General features: G+C 60.6%; 24 protein-coding genes and 6 pseudogenes. 16 read left to right on the forward strand and 14 right to left on the reverse strand.

Features of this window, described 5'->3' with window-relative positions; all coding sequences use genetic code 11:
• Positions 1 to 10: 10 nt before the first annotated feature.
• The 9 genes and pseudogenes from F3H98_RS20900 to F3H98_RS20940 all read right to left on the reverse strand — a co-directional run bounded on the left by F3H98_RS20900 (position 11) and on the right by F3H98_RS20940 (position 7,725).
• On the reverse strand, positions 11 to 400 hold the full coding sequence (locus F3H98_RS20900) for a (R)-mandelonitrile lyase (protein ID WP_149762336.1): 390 nt from the start codon (positions 398 to 400) through the stop codon (positions 11 to 13).
• Between the two features lie 188 nt (positions 401 to 588).
• Positions 589 to 1,605, reverse strand: coding sequence for a zinc-dependent alcohol dehydrogenase family protein (locus tag F3H98_RS20905; RefSeq protein ID WP_149762270.1), 1,017 nt, complete (start codon positions 1,603 to 1,605; stop codon positions 589 to 591).
• A 24-nt stretch (positions 1,606 to 1,629) separates the two neighbouring features.
• Entirely contained in the window at positions 1,630 to 2,106 is a 477-nt protein-coding gene (locus F3H98_RS20910) for a cyclophilin-like fold protein (protein ID WP_188130503.1), read from the reverse strand.
• Positions 2,103 to 3,292: pseudogene (locus tag F3H98_RS20915) on the reverse strand (MFS transporter). The gene F3H98_RS20910 and the pseudogene F3H98_RS20915 overlap by 4 nt, the downstream one beginning before the upstream one ends.
• A 730-nt stretch (positions 3,293 to 4,022) precedes the next feature.
• Positions 4,023 to 4,556 (reverse strand): inorganic diphosphatase, encoded by a 534-nt coding sequence (locus F3H98_RS20920; protein WP_149762271.1) that lies wholly within the window; start codon positions 4,554 to 4,556, stop codon positions 4,023 to 4,025.
• A gap of 90 nt (positions 4,557 to 4,646) precedes the next feature.
• A complete protein-coding gene (locus F3H98_RS20925; RefSeq protein ID WP_149762272.1) occupies positions 4,647 to 5,096 on the reverse strand; it encodes a GFA family protein in 450 nt (149 codons plus the stop codon).
• Positions 5,097 to 5,201: 105 nt separating this feature from the next.
• A complete protein-coding gene (locus F3H98_RS20930; RefSeq protein WP_244621820.1) occupies positions 5,202 to 5,837 on the reverse strand; it encodes a LysE family translocator in 636 nt (211 codons plus the stop codon).
• A 188-nt stretch (positions 5,838 to 6,025) separates the two neighbouring features.
• Positions 6,026 to 7,031 (reverse strand): annotated as a pseudogene (locus F3H98_RS20935) (ATP-dependent DNA ligase).
• 13 nt (positions 7,032 to 7,044) lie between these two features.
• The gene (locus F3H98_RS20940) at positions 7,045 to 7,725 is read right to left on the reverse strand and encodes an alpha-ketoglutarate-dependent dioxygenase AlkB (protein WP_244621821.1); all 681 of its coding nucleotides are present in this window, start codon (positions 7,723 to 7,725) and stop codon (positions 7,045 to 7,047) included.
• A 45-nt stretch (positions 7,726 to 7,770) separates the two neighbouring features.
• On the opposite strand from F3H98_RS20940, the gene F3H98_RS20945 reads away from it, so the two are divergent.
• From F3H98_RS20945 to F3H98_RS20960, 4 genes and pseudogenes are all read left to right on the forward strand, one after another.
• Complete coding sequence (locus tag F3H98_RS20945) at positions 7,771 to 8,202, forward strand: GFA family protein (protein WP_244621822.1); 432 nt, start codon at positions 7,771 to 7,773, stop codon at positions 8,200 to 8,202.
• Entirely contained in the window at positions 8,199 to 8,711 is a 513-nt protein-coding gene (locus tag F3H98_RS20950; RefSeq protein ID WP_188130504.1) for a hypothetical protein, read from the forward strand. Before F3H98_RS20945 ends, F3H98_RS20950 begins: the two co-directional genes overlap by 4 nt.
• 40 nt (positions 8,712 to 8,751) lie before the next feature.
• Positions 8,752 to 10,034, forward strand: a pseudogene (locus F3H98_RS20955) (SDR family oxidoreductase).
• Positions 10,034 to 10,512, forward strand: a pseudogene (locus F3H98_RS20960) (DUF2269 family protein). Before F3H98_RS20955 ends, F3H98_RS20960 begins: the two co-directional pseudogenes overlap by 1 nt.
• A gap of 6 nt (positions 10,513 to 10,518) precedes the next feature.
• Here F3H98_RS20960 and F3H98_RS20965 read toward each other — a convergent pair.
• Positions 10,519 to 10,698: a hypothetical protein gene (locus F3H98_RS20965; RefSeq protein WP_149762273.1), complete on the reverse strand. Its 180-nt coding sequence runs from the start codon at positions 10,696 to 10,698 to the stop codon at positions 10,519 to 10,521.
• A gap of 114 nt (positions 10,699 to 10,812) precedes the next feature.
• Here F3H98_RS20965 and F3H98_RS20970 point away from each other — a divergent pair, with 114 nt between their 5' ends.
• The 5 genes and pseudogenes from F3H98_RS20970 (at position 10,813) to F3H98_RS20990 (ending at position 14,847) form a co-directional block, all read left to right on the forward strand.
• Positions 10,813 to 12,402 carry an FAD-dependent oxidoreductase gene (locus F3H98_RS20970; RefSeq protein WP_149762274.1) on the forward strand — a complete coding sequence of 530 codons (1,590 nt, stop codon included), beginning with the start codon at positions 10,813 to 10,815 and terminating at the stop codon, positions 12,400 to 12,402.
• Positions 12,403 to 12,415: 13 nt separating this feature from the next.
• Positions 12,416 to 12,658, forward strand: a complete 243-nt coding sequence (locus tag F3H98_RS20975) for a hypothetical protein (protein WP_149762275.1) — start codon at positions 12,416 to 12,418, stop codon at positions 12,656 to 12,658.
• An 82-nt stretch (positions 12,659 to 12,740) separates the two neighbouring features.
• Positions 12,741 to 13,349, forward strand: a complete 609-nt coding sequence (locus tag F3H98_RS20980; protein WP_188130505.1) for a cysteine hydrolase family protein — start codon at positions 12,741 to 12,743, stop codon at positions 13,347 to 13,349.
• Positions 13,350 to 13,367: 18 nt separating this feature from the next.
• A pseudogene (locus F3H98_RS32575) lies at positions 13,368 to 14,121 on the forward strand (DUF6766 family protein).
• A gap of 474 nt (positions 14,122 to 14,595) precedes the next feature.
• Positions 14,596 to 14,847 carry a hypothetical protein gene (locus tag F3H98_RS20990; RefSeq protein ID WP_149762277.1) on the forward strand — a complete coding sequence of 84 codons (252 nt, stop codon included), beginning with the start codon at positions 14,596 to 14,598 and terminating at the stop codon, positions 14,845 to 14,847.
• Between the two features lie 332 nt (positions 14,848 to 15,179).
• Here the strand turns inward: F3H98_RS20990 and F3H98_RS20995 are convergent, their stop codons facing one another.
• On the reverse strand, positions 15,180 to 15,965 hold the full coding sequence (locus F3H98_RS20995) for an alpha/beta fold hydrolase (protein ID WP_149762278.1): 786 nt from the start codon (positions 15,963 to 15,965) through the stop codon (positions 15,180 to 15,182).
• Positions 15,966 to 16,110: 145 nt separating this feature from the next.
• Here F3H98_RS20995 and F3H98_RS21000 point away from each other — a divergent pair, with 145 nt between their 5' ends.
• Positions 16,111 to 16,581, forward strand: coding sequence for a MarR family winged helix-turn-helix transcriptional regulator (locus F3H98_RS21000; protein ID WP_149762279.1), 471 nt, complete (start codon positions 16,111 to 16,113; stop codon positions 16,579 to 16,581).
• An 80-nt stretch (positions 16,582 to 16,661) separates the two neighbouring features.
• On the opposite strand, the pseudogene F3H98_RS21005 reads toward F3H98_RS21000, so the two are convergent.
• A pseudogene (locus tag F3H98_RS21005) lies at positions 16,662 to 17,303 on the reverse strand (pyridoxal-phosphate dependent enzyme); the annotation flags it as partial.
• 31 nt (positions 17,304 to 17,334) lie between these two features.
• Here F3H98_RS21005 and F3H98_RS21010 point away from each other — a divergent pair.
• A complete protein-coding gene (locus F3H98_RS21010; RefSeq protein ID WP_188130506.1) occupies positions 17,335 to 18,327 on the forward strand; it encodes an autotransporter family protein in 993 nt (330 codons plus the stop codon).
• Between the two features lie 105 nt (positions 18,328 to 18,432).
• Entirely contained in the window at positions 18,433 to 19,173 is a 741-nt protein-coding gene (locus F3H98_RS21015) for a DUF6065 family protein (RefSeq protein WP_149762281.1), read from the forward strand.
• A 417-nt stretch (positions 19,174 to 19,590) separates the two neighbouring features.
• Here the strand turns inward: F3H98_RS21015 and F3H98_RS21020 are convergent, their stop codons facing one another.
• Complete coding sequence (locus F3H98_RS21020) at positions 19,591 to 20,253, reverse strand: DUF6064 family protein (RefSeq protein ID WP_149762282.1); 663 nt, start codon at positions 20,251 to 20,253, stop codon at positions 19,591 to 19,593.
• The gene (locus F3H98_RS21025; protein WP_425294863.1) at positions 20,254 to 21,168 is read right to left on the reverse strand and encodes an aldo/keto reductase; all 915 of its coding nucleotides are present in this window, start codon (positions 21,166 to 21,168) and stop codon (positions 20,254 to 20,256) included.
• A 339-nt stretch (positions 21,169 to 21,507) separates the two neighbouring features.
• On the opposite strand from F3H98_RS21025, the gene F3H98_RS21030 reads away from it, so the two are divergent.
• The 4 genes from F3H98_RS21030 to F3H98_RS21045 all read left to right on the forward strand — a co-directional run bounded on the left by F3H98_RS21030 (position 21,508) and on the right by F3H98_RS21045 (position 24,982).
• Positions 21,508 to 21,738: a permuted SH3 domain-containing protein gene (locus F3H98_RS21030; protein ID WP_149762283.1), complete on the forward strand. Its 231-nt coding sequence runs from the start codon at positions 21,508 to 21,510 to the stop codon at positions 21,736 to 21,738.
• Positions 21,739 to 21,912: 174 nt separating this feature from the next.
• Positions 21,913 to 23,097: an FMNH2-dependent alkanesulfonate monooxygenase gene (ssuD, locus tag F3H98_RS21035; RefSeq protein ID WP_149762284.1), complete on the forward strand. Its 1,185-nt coding sequence runs from the start codon at positions 21,913 to 21,915 to the stop codon at positions 23,095 to 23,097.
• Positions 23,098 to 23,172: 75 nt separating this feature from the next.
• The gene (locus tag F3H98_RS21040) at positions 23,173 to 23,505 is read left to right on the forward strand and encodes a BRA0787 family protein (protein ID WP_149762285.1); all 333 of its coding nucleotides are present in this window, start codon (positions 23,173 to 23,175) and stop codon (positions 23,503 to 23,505) included.
• Positions 23,506 to 23,620: 115 nt separating this feature from the next.
• A complete protein-coding gene (locus F3H98_RS21045) occupies positions 23,621 to 24,982 on the forward strand; it encodes an FAD/NAD(P)-binding protein (RefSeq protein WP_280178017.1) in 1,362 nt (453 codons plus the stop codon).
• The last annotated feature ends 90 nt before the right edge of the window (positions 24,983 to 25,072 follow it).

Genomic DNA, 25,072 nt, shown 5'->3' on the forward strand with positions numbered 1-25,072 from the left:
AGGTTCTGGATCAGCGATACTGTTCGTCGGTGACGGGCTCGAGCCACTCGGCACTGCCGTCGCGCACCGGCGTTATTGCGATGTGACTCACGGAGCTTTCGGCGGCTGCGCCGTGCCAGTGCTTCGCCCCAGGCGGTGTTGAAATGACGTCGCCGGGCTTAATGGCGATCTTCTCTCCGCCTTCTTCCTGGACCCAACCCGTGCCGGCGGTAACGATCAGCGTTTGGCCTGCCGGGTGCGTATGCCAATGAGAGCGGGCGCCCGGTGTAAACTCGACCAGACCGCCGCTGGCGTTGCTGTGCTCATTTCCCGTGAACAGCGGCGTGACCGTGACGATGCCGGTGAACGTTTCGGCCGGACCTGGCATTGAAGCCCGCGACCCGTTGGGCGAGACCTGCATGGTCTGAGCTTGTGCAGCCACGCAGGTAACCAGCGCGAGCGCGGCGGTGATAGAAGGCACGGAATTCTTCATTATCTGTCTCCAGTCATGAGGCATGCAAAATGCTCTGCACAGCAGACCATTGCCGGACTTTGTGTTGGCTAGTGGCTGTGTTTGGGCTCGTTCTGCGTCGCCGGTCGGCTCTGGGATTAGACCCGAAGCAGCACCTTGATCGCGCGTCGCTCGTCCATGGCACAGTAGCCATCGGCGACTTCCGCTAACGGCAGCTGCAGATCGAAGACCTTGCCGGGCTTGATCTTGCCCTTCAGCACCCGGTCCATGAGGTCGGGCAGGAAGCGGCGCACGGGCGCGGGACCGCCGAGCATGCGCTTCTGGCCGAAGAAGAGCCGCTGGCCGTCGAAATTGACCCCATGTGGAACGCCGACATAGCCAATCGTGCCGCCAGGACGTGAGCAGGCCAGCGCCTGATCGAACGACTCCATCGTGCCGACGCATTCCAGCACCGAGTCCGCGCCCACACCGCCGGTGAGGTCCTTGACACGCGCCACACCTTCTTCCCCACGCTCCGCCACGATGTCGGTCGCGCCGAACTCGCGGGCGAGCTTCTGGCGGCTCTCGTGGCGGCTCATGGCAACGATGCGCTCCGCACCCATCTCTTTAGCCGCAAGCACGCCCATCAGGCCGACGGCGCCGTCGCCAACCACGACCACCGTCGAGCCTTCCCTTACCTCCGCGGCATCCGCCGCGTACCAGCCTGTGCCGAGCACGTCGGATACCGCCAGAAGATCCGGCACGAGATCGGCGGAAGGAACTTCCGCCGTGGCCACCAGCGTGCCGTCTGCCAGCGGAACACGGGCGTAAGGCGCCTGCGCCCCGCTCATGAACTCGCGCTGCACGCAGGAAGACTGGAAGCCGAAGCGACAATGCGGGCAGGTGTTGTCGGAGATGCAGAAGGAGCCGACGACGAACTGGCCGGGACGGACCGTGCGGACCTCGGCTCCGATTTCGACGACTACGCCACAATATTCGTGGCCCATATGCATCGGTCGGTCCACCGGCTGCAGCCCGCGATAGGGCCACAGGTCAGACCCGCAGATGCAGCTGGCCGACAGTTTGATGATGGCATCGGTGGGCTGCAGGATCTTGGGATCAGCAATCTCCTCGCAGCGGATATCGCCCGGCTTGTGAAGAATGGTTGCGAGCATTGGTTTGCTCCTTTCTTGTCTGGGTCAGGAGATGGTCTCGATGCGGAGCGGGAATTCGCCTGCCACATGCAGGGCCTCATGGCCCTCGTCCAAACGGCCGAGCCTGATCAGCCCGCTAGAATAGCGGTAACCGGCGTAGAAAAGAGCCAGATTGCCCCAGGGCTTGAAGTAGCACAGGTCGTAGGGCTGCTCATTGCGAAACGGGCCGCTGCCCTCTTCCGTCAGCTTGCGCGGCAGATAGGCAATCTTCTCGTTGTTGGCGTAGTTGTCGATCGAGAGATCGAGCGGCAGCATCGCATAGAAATCCCGCGCCGACGGGTTATCGTAAAGCGTGGCGGTCATGTTCCGACCGTCGAACGTCATCCTGATCCGCATGTTGGTCGGCTCCTGGCTGGCCGGGTCCCTGCCTTGCTGGCTGTAGGTAAGGCGCGGCAGCATGGTGGTTGCAAGTGCGGCGCCGACCAATGTCCGGCGGTTGAGGGTTGGCAACTTCATGATCATGTCACGGACCTCCGATCTGTGCGCCAAGCGGCGAGCGCGAGGAGTGACGATCCGCCGAGAAGCGCTGCGCCGAAGGCGAATGCACTCCACCAGCCGATTGCATCGAAGAGCATACCACCGATCGCCGCGCCGCCGGTGATGGCGAGCTGGATGATGGCCACCTGCAGCCCACCGCCGGCTTCCGCGTCATCCGAGAGAGTGCGGCTAAGCCACGTGCCCCAGCCCACGGGAGCGGCGGTGCCGAAGAAGCCCCAGGCGACGAGCAGCAAGGATACAGGCCCGGGCATCGCACGAACACAATCAGCCCCATGGCGAGCACGGCCATGACGAGCGGGATGATGGCCAGGATGCTGAACAGACGCGTGGTGAGGAGCCTGCCGACGCACCACGTGCCGGCAACGCCTGCCAGGCCCATGAAGAGGAGGATGGCGGAGAGCGCCGGGATGGCGAGACCAGTCACGTTCTCCAGGAACGGGCGCAGATAGGTGAAGAGCGCGAACTGGCCCATGAAGAGCATCAGGATGGAAACCATGCCGAGCGCGACCGGGCGGCGTCGAAGCAGCCCCAGCACGTTGCCGGACGCCCTCCTCCCGCGTGGAGGAAGTGGCGGCAGGCTGATCCACTGCCACACCAGCGCCAGCAGGCCGAGCGGCACGACGGCGAAGAAGGCGCCTCGCCATCCGAGGTAGGCCTCGAGAAAGCTGCCCAGCGGAGCCGCAACGGTCGCCGCTATCGCGTTGCCCGCGTTCAGCATGGCAAGACCCTTGGGCACGAACTCTTCCGGCATGAGGCGCATGACGATCGAGGTCGACATCGACCAGAAGCCTCCAATCGCGACACCGAGCAGCGCCCGGCCGACCATCAGGAACGCGTAATCGGGCGCGAAGGTGACGGCGAGGCCGGAAACAATCAGGAGTATCGTGAAGCCGCTCACGACAAGCTTGCGATCGATCCGGCGCGTGAGGCCGGCGACCAGCAGGCTGGTCATGACCGCAAAGACGCCCGAGATGGAGATGGCCTGCCCGGTCTGGCCTTCGGTAATGCCGAGATCGGCTGCGATCGGGGAGAGCAGGCTGACCGGCATGAACTCCGAAGCAATCAGCACGGCCACGCACAGCGCCATCGAAAGCACCGCGCCCCATGCGGCGCGCTCGCCGACAAGCCGTGTGTTGTAAATGGTTTCCATGATGGGCATCCCGACAATCGGCAGGCGGCTCGTTCACTCCGCCAATCCACCGCTATGCCTGGGAAAATAGCGTCTCTATGCTTATCGCATTAGACGGATCAATCCGCTTGAACTTATCGATCTGGGCCATGAATAGGGTTTGGAAACCGCCCTGCTCGGCACAAGTTCGGTGTTGAGCAGGTGCCTGCGAGCGCAGTGTCATGCTCCACTCGCAGGTTGCTCAAGCTATCCCTTCAGAGACTTGAAACAAAGGAACCAGTTCCATGCGTAAGGAAATCTTTGTTGCCGCTTTTGCGGCTCTCTCATCTAGTGCCGTTTTTGCCCACGCCGAACAGGTGTCCGCCGGATCGCCGGTCACCGCCAAAAAGTAGATTTCGCGCGTCATCGCCGGCTATGACCGCTAGGGGTCACCCAAGGTCATCACGCCTTGTGAGCCGAATGTCCACTCTTGCGTTTTGGACGCCAAAAGCTGCCGGTCCGCTGGCAGCCCAAGGCCGCCGTTCAGCAATGCGCCTCGTCCCGGACACACCCACGAGTTAGCCGTTCGCCTGAACGCAGACGCTCGCCACGGTTACGAGCAATATGGCAGCGTGACGTCGAGATTGGTGGTCACGCTCGCGTTTTTCTTACGAAGGAACTACGAACAGGGCCACGCTAGTTGAAACCGATCCTGCGGTAACGGCCGCCGGCAGAGACAACCGATTGCCGCCACAATCCCTTGAGGCCGCCTCTAGCGGCGGGCGGCGAAGGCCTTCATGCCCTTTCGGATTGACTTGAGCGCGTCTTGGGCGCCATGCCATCCTTCAAACTTGAGCGTCTTTCCCGTACCCAGAACTGAAGACAAAAAGAACTGCTCGATTTCACCGCGAAGGCGATCCGACACGTGATCTTCCGCGACAAGTTCGTTCGGCGCATCCTCCTTGTGGGGAGCGAAAACGTAACGATCATTGCGCAGGACCTTGCCATCCTGGTCCGTTTGTTGAACGCGCAGCGCGCCGAGCAGATCGCATTTGATGACGATCCCTGGGGCCGTTGCCGCCTGATGTATGACAAGGCCATCAAGTGGGTCGCCATCGTCTCCGAGTGTCGAAGGCACAAATCCCCAGTCGTAGGGATACATCATTCCAACCGGAAGGGGACGTCGATAGTCGAACGTCTGCGTTTTTGGTTCGTAAGCGAGTTTGGCGGCAGCCCCACGGGGCGTCTCGACCACTACCCGGATCAGTCCCTTCGTCGTGGTAGGCAGCGTAAGATAGTTGGGCATCAGCCGGCGTCCTTTGCGGGCGGTAGGTCGGGTCGGGCCCTCAAAACCCCGACCGTGGGACACTGAATTCGACAACGCCGGCACATCTACTCACCTGTTCTTTCTGTCTGATGGATACCCGATGGTGGGATCCCGTGGCCTGGTGTAGGTCTCGGAGCGCGGCAAGTCGTCGGCAAACTGGATCCAGGGAAGCTTCATCCGCCAGAAGCCGTGCGCCACAGGTTCAAAACGCTCCGGACGATCCATAAAGCCGATGGTCAACCAGATTTCATCCTTGAGACCCTCATCAATATAACTGATCGATGACCCGCATTTGGCGCAAAATGTGCGTTGGATACCCGATGTCTTGCTAAAGGACCTCGGCGTTCTACTGGTAAACCGGACCTGTTCTCGGCGATAGCCGATCCATACCGTCAGAGGACTGCCGAGCGCCTTTCTGCAATCGTCATCGTGGTCGTAGTTGATCCAGAAGGGCTCGCCTTCCATTTCCGCGACAATCGATCCGCAGAAACAAGAACCACGCTCAGTGCGATGCGTCATCTTGAGAACTCTCATTTCCGCATGATCGCGCATCTCGCCAAACCGGGGCGGCGCCAAGGACGGGAGAGATCGGGCCAAAGGCACAAAAGAAGCATCGGTTGTGTTTCATCGGCTCATTCCCCCGGTTATCGCCATTCGAATTCCAAGCCCGATGATGAAACACCCTGCGACCCGCTGGCGCCAAAGCATGAATGAAGGGCGCCGCATCATCCACGTGCCGATCGCTCCTGACCCAATCGCATAGGTCCCCAGCACAACTACGCCCGTCATTTTCCGATTCGCTCCCAGCAGCAGCATCTGCAGGGTAACGGAGCCTGCTGCCGGATCCACGAACTGGGGCAGGAAGGCCACCATGAACGTGATCGGCCATGGGTTCACCAAATTGGCGATCATGCCTTCGCGTGCCGCAGCGAACGGTCCTGCCGTTTCATGTTGTGACGGCCCGGAGCTTACGGAGGAAAAGAGAACTAGTTTAAGGCCAAGCCAGATGAGATGGCCGGCTCCAGCCCACTGAAGCAGTTTGAAGGCAAAGGGCGACGCCTTGACCAATGAAGATATGCCAAGAGTTAGCAGCGGAAGTTGGATCATTCCGGCTCCAACCGTCATGCCGAGCACAGTGAACAGTGCAACACGCCGTCCCTGGCCGACGCCACGCGCCATCACCAGCATGCTGTCTGGACCGGGCGGCAATTGCATCAAGGCGACGGTTCCAAGGAATGCCATCCACATCGTTGGGTTCACGGAACGCATCTTTCACCGGCGAAGCTGCGCCCTGTAGATAGCGCAGCGATCTCGGCCAGCAACGGCAGCAAGCTGACCGACCCGCCTTGGCTATTAGAGCCCAGACCCATTTGCCGTTTCCTGCCGTTAATGTGCATTGGCAGAGGGTTGCTCGTGATGAAGGCGTTTAGGTCCCTGCCGAAATAGCTTCACCTGATCTGCTCAAAAGTACATTGGCGCGGGGCTTTGTCGGGCCGCCAGCGCAGCAGCTTGGCGCCATGGCGGAAGCGGTTGCCGGTGACATGATCGAACCGTACTTCAACCACCAGTTCGGGCCGCACCGGCTCCGCTGCGTTCGGTGCTCCAGCGGCTGGGCCCGCCAGGTGCTTTGCCGGTGAATCCCGGCGGCCCCCGCAACGCTTCCAGCCGGCGGGTCAATATGGGTCTTTCCCCGTTGCTGATCGTCGAGGTGAAGCCAACATGGTCGAGCTTGCCGTCGCCATCATAAAGACCAAGCAACAACGACCCGACCTCATCTCTGTCGGCGAGATAGCGGAACCCGCCGACCACGCAGTCGGCGCTACGCATGCGCTTGACTTTTGTCATCGCACGTTTGCCGAAGAAATACGGATCGTGACGCCGCTTTGCGATGACACCATCGGTCTTTCCATCCCCTGCACCCTCCAGCCACGCGTCGGCTTCCTGCTTGTCGAAGGTAATTGGCGAGAGTTCAATGTCCTCGGCATTTGTCGATTTGACAAAGGCTTCAAGGGCGGCGCGCCTCGCCGAAAGCGGGCGACCGGTTAGGACATTGCCGTTGGAATCGGCAAGCATGTCGAACAGCACCAGCTTGGCAGGCGTTTCGGCCGCGAGCTTGCGGATGCGGCTTTCGGCGGGGTGGAGCCGCATTTGCAGTGCGTCAAAGGAATATTGGCCGGACAGCTCGATCACGATCTCGCCGTCAATGACGAACTGCTTGGCAGCAAGGCCGCGCAGGCGATCGACCAACTCGGGAAAGTAGCGCCCCAGCGGCTTACCTGACTTGGCGCGGATGTCGACAGCGTCGTCCGCCTTGAACGAGAGGCAGCGAAAGCCGTCCCATTTTGGCTCATACTGCCAGACGCCATCTTCGGAAGGGATGGCGTCGGTCAGCTTCGCCTCCATGGGTTCGGTGTCAACCGGCAACGTGAATTTGACTTGGTCTGCCATCTCCATCCCTGACGCGTCTTCACCGTTTCAATCCCCAGCCTTTCCCGGCGGCGATCGCCATGGTTCGGAACGTAACCGAGTAGCGCCGCGCCGCCACCGGTGCGATGCTGTGTTCCCAAACGTTGCGAGCCGCGCCGGACAACCTGTAGAGCGAGCGCGGTTCGATATCGAAGGTCAAACGCTGCCAAACATCATCGACCTTGCGGCGGAAGCGGAACTTGCAGGCCGAGGCGAGGGACAATCCGAAAACCTCATCGAAATGGGGCTTGTCCCGATGCCAGCCGATGCCCACACCTTCATCATATTCTGTGCAAAGGATCTGCTGGATCGCTCCACTAGCCAGCTGGAAGGAGCTCTCAACCCGGTGCGCAAAGGGGATTAGCCAATCGGGCATCGGACTAGCCTGCTGAAGTTTTTGCATTGAATAGTCGTAGCGCCAGCCGAAAGACGCGATCCGCCGCTTCCCCTCGAATGCCCCGAACTGAAAGGGAGTGAGCGGGAGGTCGCCGAGACGCCCGATCAGCGCGCGCTCTTCGTCCGCGCTGACAAAATCCGGCTCGAAACTAAATCCGGACGGCTGTGCTACTTTGTCGACAAACAGGCTAAGTTGGTCCGGCATCGCGCGTTGTACCTCACCCGACACCAACGCCATCTCGGCTAGCTGGTTCCGGCTCTTAAGTGCTGGGGTACTAGTCATCATCTGTCTGCCTGGGGAACAGACGAGGTTGTGTCGCGGTTATTCTGGATGGCGCGCACGAATGACAGTTTGGATATGTCTACAACGGAAATCGCGGGTGGTTGCTTGTGCGGTGCTGTAAGGTATCGGCTGACGAACATTCCTCGCGTCCACTATTGTCACTGCGACATGTGCCGCAGAGCAACCGGCAGCGCATTCGCGGTGCTGGCGTGGATCTCCTTCGAGCACCTCTTCTGGACCAGCGGAAGGCCAAAATACCGGCGGTCGTCGCCGCTGGCCGAGCGTGGATCTTGCGCGGATTGCGGCACGCCGCTCACGCTCGCTTATGATGCAAATCAAGGCGAGCTTGCCCTGCATGTCGGAACTCTGGACATACCAGAGCGCTTTGAGCCTCGTTACAATTATGGTGCCAGTCAAAGGCTCGGCTGGGTGTGCTGCGGCATTGACTTGCCCGATCGCAACACGGAGGAGAGGTGGTGAGCGCACGACCGTTCGACAGAGTGCTGCTCGGCGTCCTGGCTGGTGTCGCCGCGACCATGGCAATGACCGCGACAATGAGACGCCTGCACACCGTGTTGCCCGATGACGAGCGCTATCCTCTTCCACCGCGTGAGATTGTCGACCGCTCTGTTTCAGCGATTGACGAGCGCCAGGCACGGTCAAAAACATTGCTCGCGCATTTCGGGTTCGGCGGTCTGACCGGTGCTTTGTTTGCGCTGCTGCCCGCCATTCGAGGAGGTGGGGTAGCTTATGGTCTGGGCGTCTGGGCATTGAGCTACCTTGGCTGGATTCCCGCCGCCCGCATCCTGGCGCCCGCACACCGCCATCCTCTCAGAAGGAACTTGCTGATGATCGCAGCTCATATCGTCTGGGGTCTGACGCTCTCGAAATCACTGAAGGAGATGGAAGACGCGGCCGACGAAGCGTTCGCCTCATCCCGCAAGCGGCCCGTGGGGCGAAAGGAGCAAGCGGAGGGTAGACTCAGGTGAACGATCCCTCGGGTGCGGTATTATTTCCGGCGGCACTTCGATGAGAATTCTCGTTACCGGATCAAGCGGCCTTATTGGCACGGCTGTCTGCGCGCGCCTGGTTGTCGAGGGGTATGACGTCGTCCGGGCGCAGAGACGCAAACCGGATCGCGCCGATGAGGGCGAAACGATCATCCCCATCGATATGGCGAATGCGCTCGCTGCCGAGGATTGGAGCCATGCTCTTCGCGGTGTCGATGCTGTGGTGAATTGCGCCGGCGTACTACAGGACAGCGCCCGCGAGCATACGACAGAGGTTCATGCATGGGGCGCAGGCGCGTTGTTTCGTTCGTGCGAGCGGGCCGGCGTGCGCCGGGTCATCCATTTTTCCGCCATCGGAGTCGATCGCGAGCAATCATCTGCCTTTTCCGCCAGCAAGCTTGCCGGCGACGAAGCGCTGATGAAGCTCGATTTGGAGTGGGTCGTGTTGAGGCCGTCGGTTGTCCTGGGGCAGCCTGTCTTCGGCGCAAGCGCGCTGTTTCGAGGGCTCGCCGCACTGTCCTTCCATCCATGCCGGATACCGGCCGGCTTCAAGTGGTCCAACTCGACGATGTGGTGAAAACGGTGATCTTTTTCCTTCGCGCCGACAGCCCGTCGCGGATCGCTCTCGAACTGGCCGGTCCGGATGCCCTCACGATGGTGGAGGTCGTGGCGCTCTATCGCAAATGGCTCGGACGGAAAAAGGCGCGCCTCTTCACCCTCTCTCGCCGGGCGGCGCGTTCGCTTTACCGGCTTGGCGACGCCGTGAGCGCGCTGGGGTGGCGCCCACCTATACGCACCAACGCGGCCTTGGAGATCACCCGTGGCGCGACCGGGGACCCGGGACCATGGAAAGCAATCGTTGGAGTTGAGCCGGAAGGTCTCGCGGCAGCACTCGCCGCTAACCCAGCCACGGTGCAGGACCGCTGGTTCGCGGGCCTCTATCTCATCAAGCCTGCGATCTTCGTGGTGCTGCCGTTCTTCTGGATCATGACCGGGATCATATCATTGACAACCGGCTGGCAGAGCGGCCTCCAACTCCTGATCGGCACCGCGGTGAGCGCGCTGGCGGCGCCGTTGGTCGTCGCGGGCGCCCTGGCCGACATGGTTGTCGGCGCGCTGATCGCCTTCCGCAAGACGGCGCGTCCCGGTCTCTGGGGAGCGATCGGCGTATGTGTCTTTTACGCATTGGCCGGCACGGTCCTGCGCCCCGATCTCTGGAATGAGCCGCTCGGTCCGCTGATGAAGATCCTGCCGATCTTTCTCCTGCACCTCGTTGCACTGGCGATCCTGGAGGAGCGCTGATGCTGTATTTCGCCCTCAAATACCTGCACGTCGTCGGCGCGGCGGTGCTGCTCGCCACAGGCGCCGGCATCGCCTTTTTCATGCTGCTCGCGCATCGGACCGGCAACGCGGCCACCGTGGCGGCGGTAGCGCGCATCGTCGTCATCGCCGATTTCCTTTTTACCGCCACTGGAGTCGTGGCGCAGCCGATCACCGGCGTCGCGCTCGCCTGGCATGTCGGCTATTCGCTGTGGGAGGGCTGGATCGCGCTGTCGATCCTCCTCTACATCGTAACCGGGCTCTTCTGGCTTCCCGTCGTATGGATGCAGATGGAGATGCGCGATCTGGCGGCGGCGGCGGCGGCCAGCCGCTTCCGCCCCGTTATCACCGGCTTTTCCGGCTCTGGATCCTCTTCGGCTTTCCTGCATTCGGCGCGGTGGCCGCGATATTCTGGCTGATGATCGCTCGCCCGCTCATCGCATGGTTCGGCACGGGGTGATTTCGCCTACGACTTCGTTCGGTCGCCACGGTCGCCTTGGCCTGATTTCACCGCCGTCGTCGCCTTTTGGCGCACGTCTTTGAAAAGCGAGCGCCCGACATCATCCGATTCCTTGAACCAGCCCTTGTCGTTGCGAGGGATGAACCGCTTGTCCTTGCCTGTGTCGTTCAATTCGCGTTTTGCCATGCGTTTGGTCCAACCTGATGCTTAACGCACGAAGGATGATTTCGATTCATTCGTGCATCTGGGGGATCGAATGGCTCCGCAGACCGTTAAGACGTGAGCCACCGGGAGGCAGCGATGAACGTCAGCGGCGAATCCACGAAATCCCTTTGGATGAAGGATACGGACTTCCCCTCGGCTCCGCGGCTCGAACAGGACCAGCAATGCGACGTTGCGGTGGTCGGCGCTGGTATCGCCGGGGTTTCAATTGCCTATGAACTCGTTTTGGCGGGCCGCAGCGTGGTGCTGATCGATCGCGGACCGCTGCTTGGTGGTATGACCTCGCGGACGACGGCCCACCTGGCGCCGATCTGCGACGACGGTCTAAGCGAGCTTGTCAAGATACGCGGAGAGGAGTTGGCGCGGGGTTTCCAAGAGAGCCAGGCAGCCGCCGTAGACCGCATCCAGCAGCATGTCAAAGAACTCGGTATCGACTGCGCCTTCCGGCGACTGGACGGTTATCTCTTTCCGGCGGCGTGGATGGACGAAGAGGAAGCAGGAAAGACCTGCGACGAAGAATATGAGGCGGCAGGCAAAGTCGGAGCCATCGCCGAGCACGGCAAGGGCGTCCCGCTGAAGGGTCATGAGTCAGCGCCTGTCTTGCGCTATCCCAACCAGGCCACCTTCCACCCGCTCAAATATCTCCGCGCCTTGCTAGCCGATTTCGAGAAACGCGGAGGCAAGGTTTTTGCAGATAGCGCCGTGACCGAAATCGAGGAGGAGGAGGAAGTCCGCCTTCATGTCGAAGGTCGAGCGACGATTAGCGCTGACCATGCGATTTTCGCTACCAACTCACCCATCAACACCGTCGTAGCGATCCACAGCAAGATGGCGCCCTATCGCACCTACGCGATGGCTTTCGAACTGCCCAAAGACACGCTTCCCGATGCGCTTTATTGGGACATGGACGACCCTTACTACTACGTCCGCCTCCATCCCGGTGCCGACGACATTGACTATCTCATCGCGGGTGGACGCGATCACAAATCCGGGGAAGCCGATGATGGCGAGGCGCGGTTCGGTGCGCTCGAGGCCTGGATCAGGGCGCTGGTCCCACACCTGGGCGAGGAAACGGCCCGGTGGTCGGGGCAGGTTCTCGACACGATCGACTATTGCGGCTTCATCGGCCGCAGCCCAGGCAGCGGCAACGTCTTCATCTCCACCGGCGATTCCGGGCAAGGCATGACGCACGGCGCCTTGGCGGGGCTCCTGATACGCGACCTGATCGTCGACGGTTCGAGCGAGTGGGAAGCCGTCTATGCTCCCGACCGGACGCCGCCTGCCGCGCTGGCGAACTACGTCAATGAGAACCTTACGGCGGTGAAGAACTTTGCAGAATATTTGCTGCCCGGAGAGATTAAGTCGGCCGACGACCTCAACCCTGGCGAGGGGGGCATCCTTCGAGCCGGCCTCAGCAAGCTCGCCGTCTGGCGCGACCAGAGCGGGCAAGTCCACACGCATTCCGCGTCCTGCACGCACCTTGGCTGCATCGTGCACTGGAACTCGACCGAGCAGTGCTGGGATTGCCCGTGCCATGGGTCGCAGTTCGCACCTGACGGAACCGTTCTCAACGGACCGGCTACCAAACCTTTGTCCGCGCGCGATCCCACCGAGGGTCTGACTTCGACCGATAAGGAATCACCGGAAAAAGCCAGCAGCGCCGCCTAAAAGAACGCGTATCATGAACGTCAATATCTCGCCGCAGAGGCTTTCCGACCCGAAACTTCTTGATCGCCCGAACATCTCTCTAAACGGCAGGATCAACGCGGATACGTTGAGCTTCTTCCTGCGACGGCTGCAGGATGTTCGCGCCGCAAACGAGCATCTGGTCATGGAATTGGTCCGCGTGCGCGACGCGAACGGTGAACTGCTCTGTGCCGTCGATGTTCAGGAGGCCGAAGCAGCCCGACAGGCACGGCAATGACGCATCGGCGCACAGAATTCCCCAGCATCTCAGCCGGGCTCTATGGGGCCGGGCTGTTAGTCGTTCAATCCTGCGGCGGGTGATGGCCGCTCCAGGTCTCATCCACGGTTCCCTGGGGGAGAGTTGCCTCCATCTGTGCGTCGACATGCAGCGCTTGTTCGCGCCAGGCGGCCCATGGCCCGTACCATGGGCGGAAAAGGTTCTTCCGGCTATCGAAGAACTGGTCGCCAGTCATCCACGACAGACGCTGTTCACACGCTTCGTTCCCGCGGCTCGGCCTGGCGCTGGCCCGGGAACGTGGGCGCGATACTACAACCGATGGGCGAAAGTCACCCTTTCTAACATCGACCCAAGCCTTGTTGAACTGATGCCGTCCCTCGCGCGCTTCGTTCCGCCGGCGAAGTTGATTGACAAGCGCGTCTATTCGCCTTGGACGGAGGGGCGGCTTGACGCAATGCTCAATGGTTCGAAGGTCGACACCCTGGTCATTACCGGTGGCGAGACGGACGTCTGCGTGCTTGCCACTGTGCTCGGTGCCATCGATCGCGGCTTCCGTGTCGTTGTCGTCACTGACGCCGTTTGTAGTTCCGCCGACCCGACGCATGATGCGCTGATGGAACTCTACCGCTCGCGGTTCAGCGAGCAGGTTGAAGCAGCGTCGACGGCAGAAGTTCTCGACAGCTGGCATTGAAGCGTAGGGAGAGGACTTGTGAAAACGTTCTTCCGGGACAACGGGCTGACGATCCTTCTCGTCACAATGTTTTTGTTCAGCGTGGTCGGCATGATCTGCACGGGTCAAGCCGCCCACAATGAAGAGCTAATTGTGCACGGGTCTGCCCCTCTCGGCCTACTGGCGTACATGGCGAGCGGCAGCTTCCTTTCGGCGCTGTTTGAGAACTGGGAAAGCGAATTCCTGCAGATGGCTGCCTTTGTCATCTTAACGGCGACGCTGTTTCAGCGCGGCTCGGCCGAGTCGCGCGACCCGGATGATCCCGACCGCCCCAATGATGAACTCTCAGCAACGACGCGGCGGCGCAATCCCGTCTTCTCCTGGCTCCATTCCTATTCGTTGGGCATCGTACTGGCGCTGCTGTTCATTGCCTGCTCGGTTCAATTCGAACTGAGGCCCGATGCCCGAGCGAGCTTGCTTGCATGGCTCGAACGGCGCGGTGGAACGATCGACGACTATGCCTTTTCCAAGTCGGATAGATCGTTCGAAACACATGAGCACGCGGCAGTATGCCCGCTTGGTCGATGAATGGGTTGGAGCGATCGGACTTCGCTCTGAGGAATACAGCACGCATTCGCTTCGCCGCACCAAGGCCTCGATTATCTACAAGGCGAGCGGCAACCTTCGAGCAGTGCAAATCCTGCTTGGCCATACCAAGATCGAGAACACAGTTCGGTATCTGGGCGTCGACATCGAAGATGCGCTGACACTCGCAGAGGCAACTGATATCTGACTTTCTTGGCGGCCCGGGGGTCCGTCCGAAGCCGCCATTGGAGCAGTCATAACTGAGCTTTTAGGAAATGTGTAACTGCGAAGGGCTCAAGCCATGGCGGTCATGCGCCTGCATCCCGGTCGCTATGGATCGCTATGCGATTCCCGAAAGCTGCCGCTCCCCCAAGGATGCGGCAAATGACGACATAACGTGGAGACAGGACGATCATGGTGCACGTAAGCTTTCGCCTCTGGGGGACTGGTGATGCAGTTACGACCACAGACAGCATTTCTCCGGGGGCACCAGCGGCATCGGACTGGTTACAGCGAGGCATTTGTCAAACATCGAGCTTATGTTGTTCTGATTGGGCGCAATCGCAGCGCGCACAGACGCGGCGACCGCGCTCATGGGGTCCTCCTGCGCTGGCTTTGTTGCTGATGCGTACCGATCCATGCCATTGACCCCGAAAGGGGGGAGATCGTGCGGAGTTTGGACGTGACCACCGATGCGGGCACGGCATTCGACGGCGAACATCTTTGGCAAATTGCCGAAGACCGGATAAACCAAATTCGATTGCTCGACGGCAATATCGTCAGGAGCATTCCCGCACCTGGCCACGGAGGCGACTCGGGATTGGCTTGGGCGGAAGGGTTCCTCTGGGTCGGCCAGCATCTCGGGAAAGTGATCCAACAAGTCGATCCGAGCGATGGAAGCGTCCTCAACACGATCCAATCAACTCCATCGTGACAGGCGTATGTTTTTTTGGCGGCGAGCTTTGGCACGGCACCTCGGAACCCGACCGCAGTGACATCAGGCATGTCGACCGAGGGTCCGGCGAGATCCTGGAAACCCTTCTGGTTGCAGGCCATGTGCGCTTTGATTGAAAGGACTGGATCATTGTCAACGTCACGCAGCGCTCAAGACTCCACTCCCACAAGAGAGTAGCGGCAAAATAGGTCTTGCTGGTCCGACGGCGTCCCTGGTGGTGATGCGTTGGGGTATCGGATACAGCTAATCTAAGTAGGCGTTGTGACACTGGCAGGCGGCTTTGGCCGCCTGCTTAGCGTTCGGACGAGATATCACCGGGCGGCTTCCTGCGTGCTCTTTGCGGCCTCGTCGATGACGTCGGCGATGACCTTCGGCTGAGTCATGAACAGCGCGTGGCTGGCATCAACCTCGGTCACCTTCGCGCCGATGCGCTTGGCCATATCCTGGAGCATGCGCTGGTCGAAAGCCTTGTCCTGGCGAGCGATGACGGCCCAGCTCGGCTTGGTGCGCCAGGCGGCATTCTCGAGCTTGACGCCGAAGGCCGACAAATTGATCGGCACCTGCGAGTTGCGCAGGAAGGCGGCGTCTTCATCGGTCGTGTCGGCGGCAAAGCCGGCCTTGAACGTGTCCGCCTTGATGAAGCCGAAACCATCGGCGGTCGGTTCGATCACGAATTCCGGTGGTGTCGTGTAGCCTTCATACTGCTGCGCCGTGGTCTCGCCAGCATCCGGCGACAGGGCGGAGACATAGACCAGGCCTGTAACCTTGGGGTCGATGCCGGCCTCGGTGATCATGACGCCACCCCAGGAATGGCCAACAAGAATAGTCGGGCCGTCCTGACGTTCTATCGCCCGCTTGGTGGCGGCGACATCGTCGGCGAGCGAGGTCAGCGGATTCTGGACAATGGTAACCTTGTACCCTCTCTGAGTGAGATTGTCATAGACGCCGCGCCAGCCAGATCCATCGGCGAAAGCGCCATGGACGAGAACGACATTCCTGACAACCTGGTTGTCGGGGATCCCTTCAGCGGATTGGGCGGATGTTGCGGCTGCGATGCCGATTGCTGCCGTGGCGGCGATGATGGTGCTGGTCTTCATTTGCTCTCTCCTTTGTCATATGCGATAACTGTTATCGCGATAATTGTTGTCTAGCGATTGTCTTGATGTCTGTCAACCATAATTCTTATCGCGATATATCTTTTTGCGAAAGCGTTAGCTATATGTTGGACCAAAGGAGACTTCCATGGCCCGACAGAAATCAAACGACCCCGTGCCGCTCGACAATCAGGTGTGCTACGCCATCTACTCGGCGGGCATGGCAATCCAGAGGCTTTACAAGCCCTGGCTGGACAAGCTCGGCCTGACATATCCCCAGTATCTCGTCCTCAATGTGCTCTGGCAGGCGGACGAACAGACCGTGGGCCACATCGGCGAGAAACTCGCCCTTGAATCGAGCACCCTGACGCCCTTGCTCAAGCGGCTGGAAGGGGCCGGCCTCCTGCGCCGCACGCGCAATCCGGAGAACGAACGGCAGGTTGTCGTGACGCTGACCGACCAGGGCCGCGCGTTGAGATCCAGAGCGGGCTGCCTGGGCGATGCGCTCCTGGAAACGTCCGGGCACACGTCGGGTCAACTGGGCGACCTCAACCGCGAAGTCAGACAGTTGCGCGACGACATCTATGAAAAGCTGGGCAGTTGGACCGCGCCGTCTTGATCCGATGTGAAGGCTCGTATCGGTCATCGTCATGTTCCGCGAGAAGGGGCAAAAGGGGAGCAGATTGGGCAAGGAGAGACTCATCCGTTCTTGTAATAATAGCTGTAGCCATTGAGCGTCGGTGCGCCACCGAGATGGGCGTAGAGCACCCTGGAGTCCGCCTGGAAGAAGCCCTTGCGCGTGAGATCGATCATCCCCTGCATGGATTTACCCTCATAGACCGGGTCGGTGATCATCGCCTCGGTGCGGGCGGCAAGCCGAATTGCCTCGTTCGTTTCCTCCGAGGGGACACCGTAAGCGGGATGGGCGTAATCAGCGTTGATGACGATCTCATCCTCGCGGATCGCACGCCCCAGTCCGACGAGTCCGGCGGTGGAATCGACGATGCCGCGTACCTGCGCACGGGTCTGGTCGAGCGTGCCGGAAGCATCGATACCAATCACCCGGTCCGCGCGGTTCTGCGCCGCAAAGCCGACGATCATACCGCCTTGAGTCGACCCGGTGACGACGCAGACCACGATATAGTCAAAGGTGAAGCCGAGTTCCTTCTCCTGCGCCGCGACCTCCTCGGCAAAACCGACATAGCCGAGCGCGCCGTACTTGTGCACCGAGGCGCCCGCCGGGATCGGATAAGGCTTGCCGCCGGCGTCCTTGACCGACTGGATCGCGTCCTCCCAGCTCTGACGGATGCCGATGTCGAAGCCGTCATCGACAAGCCGGCTGAACGTTAGGCCGGAGGTCCCGGGGCATGTCATGGCGCCGTTTGTGGCTGAGCGGATGGGACTAATGACGATGGGTACCTTCCATCAACGGCGCGCCGATCAGTCGCTTCTGATCGGCGATGGGGCATTGGTCTATCGTGTTCCCGAACCGCAGGGCGCGGACGTGCCATCGGAGGGCGTCCGCCCGCCGCCCGCCATCTGGGGCCGTGTGTTCGGCGCCGAGAGCGATTTGAGCTCCGGTGCGAATGTGAGCGTCGCCAGCTTCGAGATCGCACCGGCTTTCGATGGCCATTACTGGGGGCTGCAGGCCGGCAGCGACCTGATCGGCTTCGAACACGAGAACGGCCATGTTGACCGCCTCGGGTTGTTCTACACGCATGCCGAGGCATCCGGCGACATCAGCGGCAATGTGCTGGGCCTCTCTCATGTGCAAGCCGGCAGTCTCGACCTGGATGAAGACAGCATCGCCGGCTACTGGACCCACCTGTCGCCCAACGGCTGGTATGTGGACGCCGTCGCCAAATACGGTTGGCTCAACGGCTCCAGCGATTCCGATCGCGGCATCGGTGCCGATCTCAATGGCAACAGCGTGGCCGCCTCGATCGAAGCAGGCGTACCCTTCGCGATCGCCGACGGCTGGACGATCGAGCCGCAGGCGCAACTGATCTGGCAGCGCATCGATTTCGATGAGACCAACGATCCATTCTCCGAGATCAGCCATGAAGCGTTCGACTCGGTGACCGGGCGGCTGGGTGCGCGCCTGGAATACAGGAGAGGAGAACTGCTGGCGCATCTCGGCGCCAACCTGTGGCACGGCTTCGACGAGGGCCCGTCCGCAGTCACCTTCAACACCACTCCGATACTGATCACCAGCAAAGGGACCTGGTTGGACGTCAACGGCGGCGCTGCGTACGCGATCAGCGAGAATCTGTCCGCTTTCGGCGACGTCGCCTACTCTTTCGATGTCGAAGGCAGCGATCACAACCTGTTCGGTGGTCAGATCGGTCTCAAGCTGAGATGGTAAAACTTTCCGGCGACCCTTGACGATCGCACCGCCGGCGGGTGCTGTCGGCGAGGACGCGGATTGGCGGCGACGCCGCCGGCAAATGAAATGACCGGATAAGCTCTTTTGAACCAGCTCATCGCCTATGTGATCGACGGACATGAACTGCGAATTCGGCCGGCGCCGCTGGAGCGCCAATGGATGGACGACAGCGACGAGCGTTTCGCCTATCGTTGCCTGCCGCTGAACATAGCCAACGCCCATGGTTGGGAGATTTTGTGCACCGCCGCCTTTTCCGCGATCTGGGACGGCAGGCAAACCAACGATGCGATCCGCATCAAGGCAAAACCCGAAGCCATATCGCCGGCAGTCTCCCATTTCGGAGGCGGCGTGCTGACATTTCACATCCCGTGCCTTTTCCGGACTGATCCCGGCGTGGACCTGTTCGTAACCGGACCGGTCAATCGGCCGAAGGACGCGATCTCTGCCCTGTCAGGCATCATCGAGACCGACTGGTCGCCTTACACGTTCACCATGAACTGGAAGTTCACACGCCCGAACCAACGCGTGCATTTCGAGATCGACGAACCCTTCTGCCATCTGTTTCCGCTCGCGCGCGGCAGCCTCGAGGACGTCACGCCAACCATCCGCAAGCTTTCGGAAAACCCCGAACTCGATCGAGAGTTCAGGGATTGGTCGGAGCGGCGCGATACTTTCAACGCCACGCTTGTGGTCCCGGCATCAAAAGCCGCTCAGGAGAAGTGGCAGAAATCGTACTTCAAGGGTGTTCACCCGTCGGGCGCTCCGGGATCCAAAGACCACCGCAGCCGGCTGCGCTTGCGGCCTTTCAAGTCGGCAGAATCCTGAGAACACACTAACGGGTTCACGAAACGTGCCGAATACGATGATAGGCTCGTCGAGAGGGTTGGTGCGTTAACTTTGACCGTATGCCGAAATCTGTTTGTTAGCCTATTCCGGTCGGTCAGGATCCCGTTTGCGAAAGGCATAACGGCGACTTTCAGACCATAACGTCTGTTTTTGAGCAGTGGGCAACGTTAGTCAAAACGGCCGACATGGGGGCCGCAAAGCTGCCGTTCAGGCTACGGCAGAAGTGAGTCCGCTCGGGGTCCAACTTCTTCAGTTCATTTGGGCCGCGCTGAAAATCGACCGATCAGATCCTATGGTTGGAAAGGCTCTGGGTTAGACACAAGGTTGAAGTCGCTGTTGGCGTCGTCGGCAATGGAAAACCTATTTGACGTTACATGCCTCAGTCCGCCCCTTCTATCATCGGAGCAGTCGGCGCAAGACCACAAGGATGAACGATACGCCCGCCACCGCGAACGGCAGCCAAGCCTGCGTATCGCCCATGATGTGAAGCGTAAGGCCGCTGAGCAGAAGCCACAACAGCGGGATCGGCAACAGCAGGAGCACGAGCCCGCCGCGCGCGATAAGAAGGAAACCGAGCGTCACGATCGCCGTCGGGTCCGGAGCGATGCCGAAAACCTCGGCGGTTGTCCAGGGGCGGCCAAACAGCGACGGCAGAAGAGGATAGGCAACAATAGCAAGAACCGCGAGCGCCAGGCCGAGCCATGCGGTGATGTCCCGCCTGTCGAAGGCGACGCCGCCTCCTGCCCCGACGACGGCGAGCAGCACCGCCTGCAGCCAGAATGCCGGCGAGACATAGGCGATCGCCCAGTTGATCGCCGCGTAGCGGTCCCACAGGAAGGACCAGCCGACGAAGCCCCAGAGCGCGGCAAGGATGAGCGCAATCCAGAGGCCGTGGCCATGCGGCCGCCACAGCGCGAGCACAAGGATAGCCGCCCCAGCAGCGAGTGTAATGAGATGCAGCGGCCACAGCGCTTCATTATGCAGCTCGAACATGCGCCAATAGACGCGCGGCGAGAACAGCAGAAAGTCCTCCGGCCGGTAGGTCCACCATTCCGACATTCAGAGGTCCCGGACGTAAGCCGCCATCCGCTCGCGCTGAGAGTCATTCGGAAGGGGACCGACAGCGGCAGCCACGTTCTCGCGCACGTGGTTGACGCTTGTCGTAGCGGGGATGGCGACGGTTACGGCCGGATGGGAGAGGATGAACTTCAGGATAAACTGAGCCCAGGTTGCCGCCCCGATCTCCGCTGCCCAGTCAGGCACCGTTTCGCCTTCCAACCGGCGCGTCAGCGCGCCTTGCCGAAAGGGCCGGTTGACGATGACGGCCATACCGCGCTCGGCCGCCAGCGGCAGCATCCGTTCCTCCGCCTCGCGGTCGAGAATGTTGTAGGTGAACTGCACAAAATCGAGCGGATGCCTTCGCATGATCTGCTCGAACAGATCGTGCCGGCGGCCCTCGGATGTGGTGATCCCAACATAGCGGATCTGCCCTTCCGCCTTCATGGCAAAGAGGGTCTCGAGGTGCGCCTCCCATGCCACGAGGTTGTGAACCTGCACGAGGTCGAAGCGCGGTACGCCCCAGAGGCGCCGCGACTGCTCGATCTGCGCTGGCCCGCCGGCGGCCGAAGATGTCCAGACCTTATCGGCGGAAAACAGCGTCTCGGGTCGGCCAAGCTTTTCCAGCCCATAGCCGGTGACGGGCTGCGAGGAGCCGTACATGGGCGAAGAATCGATCATGCGCCCGCCGGCTTCCAAGAAAGCCGCGATCACGTCGGCGCATTCGTGGCGCAGGATGGGATCGTCCCCAACATTGAATGTGATCCATGTGCCGAGCCCTATTGCGCATATGGGTTCGCCTGATGAGGGAATGGTCCGCATCAGGGGAGCGTGCTCCGCCGCGGGCGCCACCACCGGCAAGGCGAGGACCGCTGCGCAAGTAGCGCCTGCCTTCACGAAAGCCCTGCGGGTGATGATTCTATTTCGCAATCCTTTTAACCTCGCTCTCGTATGCTTTGAAACAGGCCGCTGCCGGCAGGTCTAAGGTAGCGCGGGGATTAGCAGTGCACAAAGGTGCTTCGTACTCCGATGACCTCCATGGGACCTTGCCGTACGGAACGGCCGCGGCGCTTTCGCACCTGCGATATGGTTTGTGCCTGCAAAATGTTTTGGATGCGATTCGTTTGCGTCGTTCGCCATCTACTTATACCAGATGCGATGCCGACGTTGCACGCGGCGCACCTCCTCCCGTGCGGGCGTCGAACCTGAGAAACGCGTGCACGCGTTTCGGGCCGCGTCAATCTGTTCACGTCACCGGTGATCACCCTGGCAGGTAGCGCGCTGTTCGATCAGGATGGCGGCCCTGCCGTCTGGGCGATCGACGCGAATTCCGCAGTTCGCCTGAAGCCAATCACGATCGCCTGTTACGAGACAGACCGCGTCATCATCAGTAGCGGATTGGAGAGCGGCGACGTTGTCGTGACTGCTGACGTCAACAGACCTCATGACAAGCAGAAAGTACGCGTGGACGAAGGAGACAAGAAATGACCGCGCTCGATCTTCAGGAACTTTAGATTGAACGAATGGCCCGGGCGCCCTGGAATGACGTTTTCCAAGCGGACCATACGATGGTGTAAAGTTGGGCGTCCGGCGGAATATTGGTAAATTCTACCTTCTTTATAGAGTTTGTAGGTGCGAGGCTCCTCCAAAGAGGAGACAACAATGGCCGCCATAAAACCGGGTCGCGACCATGCCCCGAATCCGCTCGATTTTTTCTGGTTCATTCCGACGCATGGCGATGGGACCTATCTCGGCACCGAGAAACTCAGTCGGCCACCAGATTTTCGTTACTTCAAACAGGTGGCGACCGCCGTGGACCAGCTTGGTTTTGGGGGGGTGCTTCTGCCTACAGGCCAAAGCTGCGAGGATTCCTGGATTGTTGCGACCGGCCTTGCAACCGCAACCGAGCGACTGAAATTCCTTGTTGCATTGAGGCCGGGCGTGACCTCGCCGGCATTTGCGGCACGCCAAACCGTCGCACTCGACCGTCTCAGCGAGGGGCGACTTCTCCTTAACGTCGTTGTCGGAGGCAATCCGACCGAACTTGCCGGCGACGGCATTTTCCTCCCTCATGACGAGCGCTATGCACAGGGTGAGGAATTCCTCACCATCTGGCGCCGCATGGTTTCTGGCGAGACCGTCGATTTCGGCGGCAAATACTATCAGGTAAAGGGCGCCCGGGTCGATTTTCCCCCCGTTCAGAAGCCGACGCCGCCGCTTTTCTTTGGTGGCTCTTCCGATGCGGGGCAAGAACTGGCCGGCAAGGCCGTCGATATGTACCTGACGTGGGGCGAGCCGCTGGAACAAGTCGCGGAAAAAATTGCTTCAGCACGCAAACATGCCGCGGCATTCGGCCGAACGCTGCGGTTCGGGATGAGGCTGCATTTCATCGTTCGAGAAACCGAGGAAGAGGCGTGGGCTGCCGCCGACCGCCTCATTAGCCATATTTCGGATGAACAGATCGAGCGCGCCTGGAAGCGTTTCCAGGACGAAATGGATTCGGTAGGCCAAAAGCGGCAGGCGGCATTGCATGGTGGCCGCCGCGACAAGCTGGTCGTCGCCCCCAACCTTTGGGCCGGTGTTGGGCTGGTGCGGGTCGGCGTGGGAACCGCACTTGTCGGAACGCCAGACCAGATCGCAGAACGGCTCGGCGAATATCAGGCTCTCGGTATCGATACTGTAATAGGTTCTGGCTATCCGCATCTCGAGGAAGCCTATCGCGTGGCCGAATTGCTGTTCCCCAAGCTTGGCATTGATGCCAGCCGACTAGGGCTGCGCGATACCATCGCCAACGAATTTTCGGTCGGCGCCTACGGTGGATCGAAACTCGCTTCTGCAGCCGGCTGAACGCTGCTGTGCTTCATTTCAGGCAACAAGGGGATGAGTTCGCTTTCGTTAATTGGCAGATCACAGGAGGAGTTGATGACGCGCTTGCTTCCCGCACTGCACGAAGGCCATGCACCGATCTATCTGCATCAGGCATTCGCCGATGCCCTCGACGCCTATGAAGGCTGGGAACGTGGCATGACAGAACCGCTGGTTGAACTCGAAGGTGTGTCTGTGCCTATCAGCTCGGTCTTCGGGCGTATGCGAAGCTGTTCGGATCTCCTTCCGGTTCGCATTCTGGAGGATGTCGCAGCGGTTGTCCCTGAGAGGCTTTTTGCGTTTGGTGAAGAGCATCTGACCTATGCGGATGCCGCACGCGTGTTGCGGGCGCTCTGTGTTGAGCGATTGCGCAATCTCGACGCCGGCTAGGAAACACCTGACGGGAGCGTGTTGGATTTCTCCCATTCCCGTCCCCGGTTGTGCGTCACGCTCAAGTGCCGCACCCAGATCGTTGATGACGATCGCCAATCGCGAAAGATAGAGTTTGGCAGCGCCCACAGTATCCAACAGGTCGATTGCAATCATCGGCGGCGGCGCAAGCGGCGTTCTGATGGCGGCGCATCTCCTGCGCAGTTATGATCCCGACCTCCAAATCGTCATCGTCGAAAAGCGGACCTCGCTTGGGCGAGGCTTGGCTTATTCAACCGACCTGGAAGATCACGTTCTCAATGTTCGGGCTTCGAACATGAGCGCCTTCGCGGACGAGCCCGACCATTTCGTGCACTGGCTGCGTGCTCGCAACATCCAGATCGATGATCCGACGACCTATTTCGCTCCCCGTCACCTGTATGGCGAATATCTCGGCCAGCTCCTGCATGAGACTTCGAACCAGTACGGCTCAAATGCAAGATTGCGCATAATCGACGAGGAATGCGTCGCAATCCTTGAGCGCGACGAGCATTTGGAGCTGCAGTTGGCTGACGGTACAAGAGTTGTAACACAGCGATGCGTTCTGGCAACGGGACACGATCAGAAGGTGAACCGTGGGCTGTCACTTGCGCCGCCATCAGAGGCCGATGGCGCCCTGCCTGATCCAACCGATCAAGTCCTCATCATCGGCAGCGGCCTCAGCATGGTCGATACATGCCTGTCTCTAATGCTTGCTGGGCACCAGGGCCAAATTGTTGCTGTTTCACGCCGCGGGCTGCTTCCAGCCGTACACAGCAAGACCAGTTCCATTGTTCTTCAGCAAGCCGATGTTCCCCTCGGCGGCGGACCACTGGAATTCGCAGGTTGGTTCCGGGATCTCGTTCGCGAGACTGAGGCGCGGGGAGGCAACTGGCGCGATGTCGTGGATGGGTTGCGTCCGCACAATCAGTTGATTTGGCAAAGCTGGTCTGATGCCTCGAAGCGCCAATTCTTCAGGCATCTGAAGGCTTGGTGGGACATCCATAGGCACCGCATGGCGCCCCAGGTCGGGGAGCAACTCTCCGAGGCAGTCGCGAACGGTCAGTTGCATGTGATCGCGGGCCGGATACTTGACGTGAAATCGATCGGGAAGGGCTTCGAAGCGGTGTTGCAACGTCGAAATAGTCAGGCTGTAGAGGAAATTCGTGTTGCGCGCATATACGACTGCGCAGGCGTCATCGCCGACCCCGGAAAGAGCTCAAATCCGCTTATGCGGTCACTTCTGGCTACTGGCATTGCACGGGCCGATAGGCTTCGCATTGGGCTCGACGTCTCCCCGGACGGGGCGCTGATCAGTCAGCAGGGCCGCAACGCTCGTCTTTACGCGGTGGGTCCTCTTACCCGCGGTACCTTTCTGGAGATCGAAGCGATCCCCGACATCCGCGTTCAGTGCCAGCACCTTGCGAGTGCATTGCTCAGGCAGCCTTCGTCGATGTGACGCAAGGTGGTGCTGGCTCTCCGGCGCACAGGTCTTCGCTCAGTTGAGCGTTGACGAGTATATCGAGCCCGGTCACATGGCCGGCATGAC

Origin of the sequence: Neomesorhizobium albiziae (genome assembly GCF_900114255.1) — a bacterium.
Lineage (GTDB): Bacteria > Pseudomonadota > Alphaproteobacteria > Rhizobiales > Rhizobiaceae > Neomesorhizobium > Neomesorhizobium albiziae.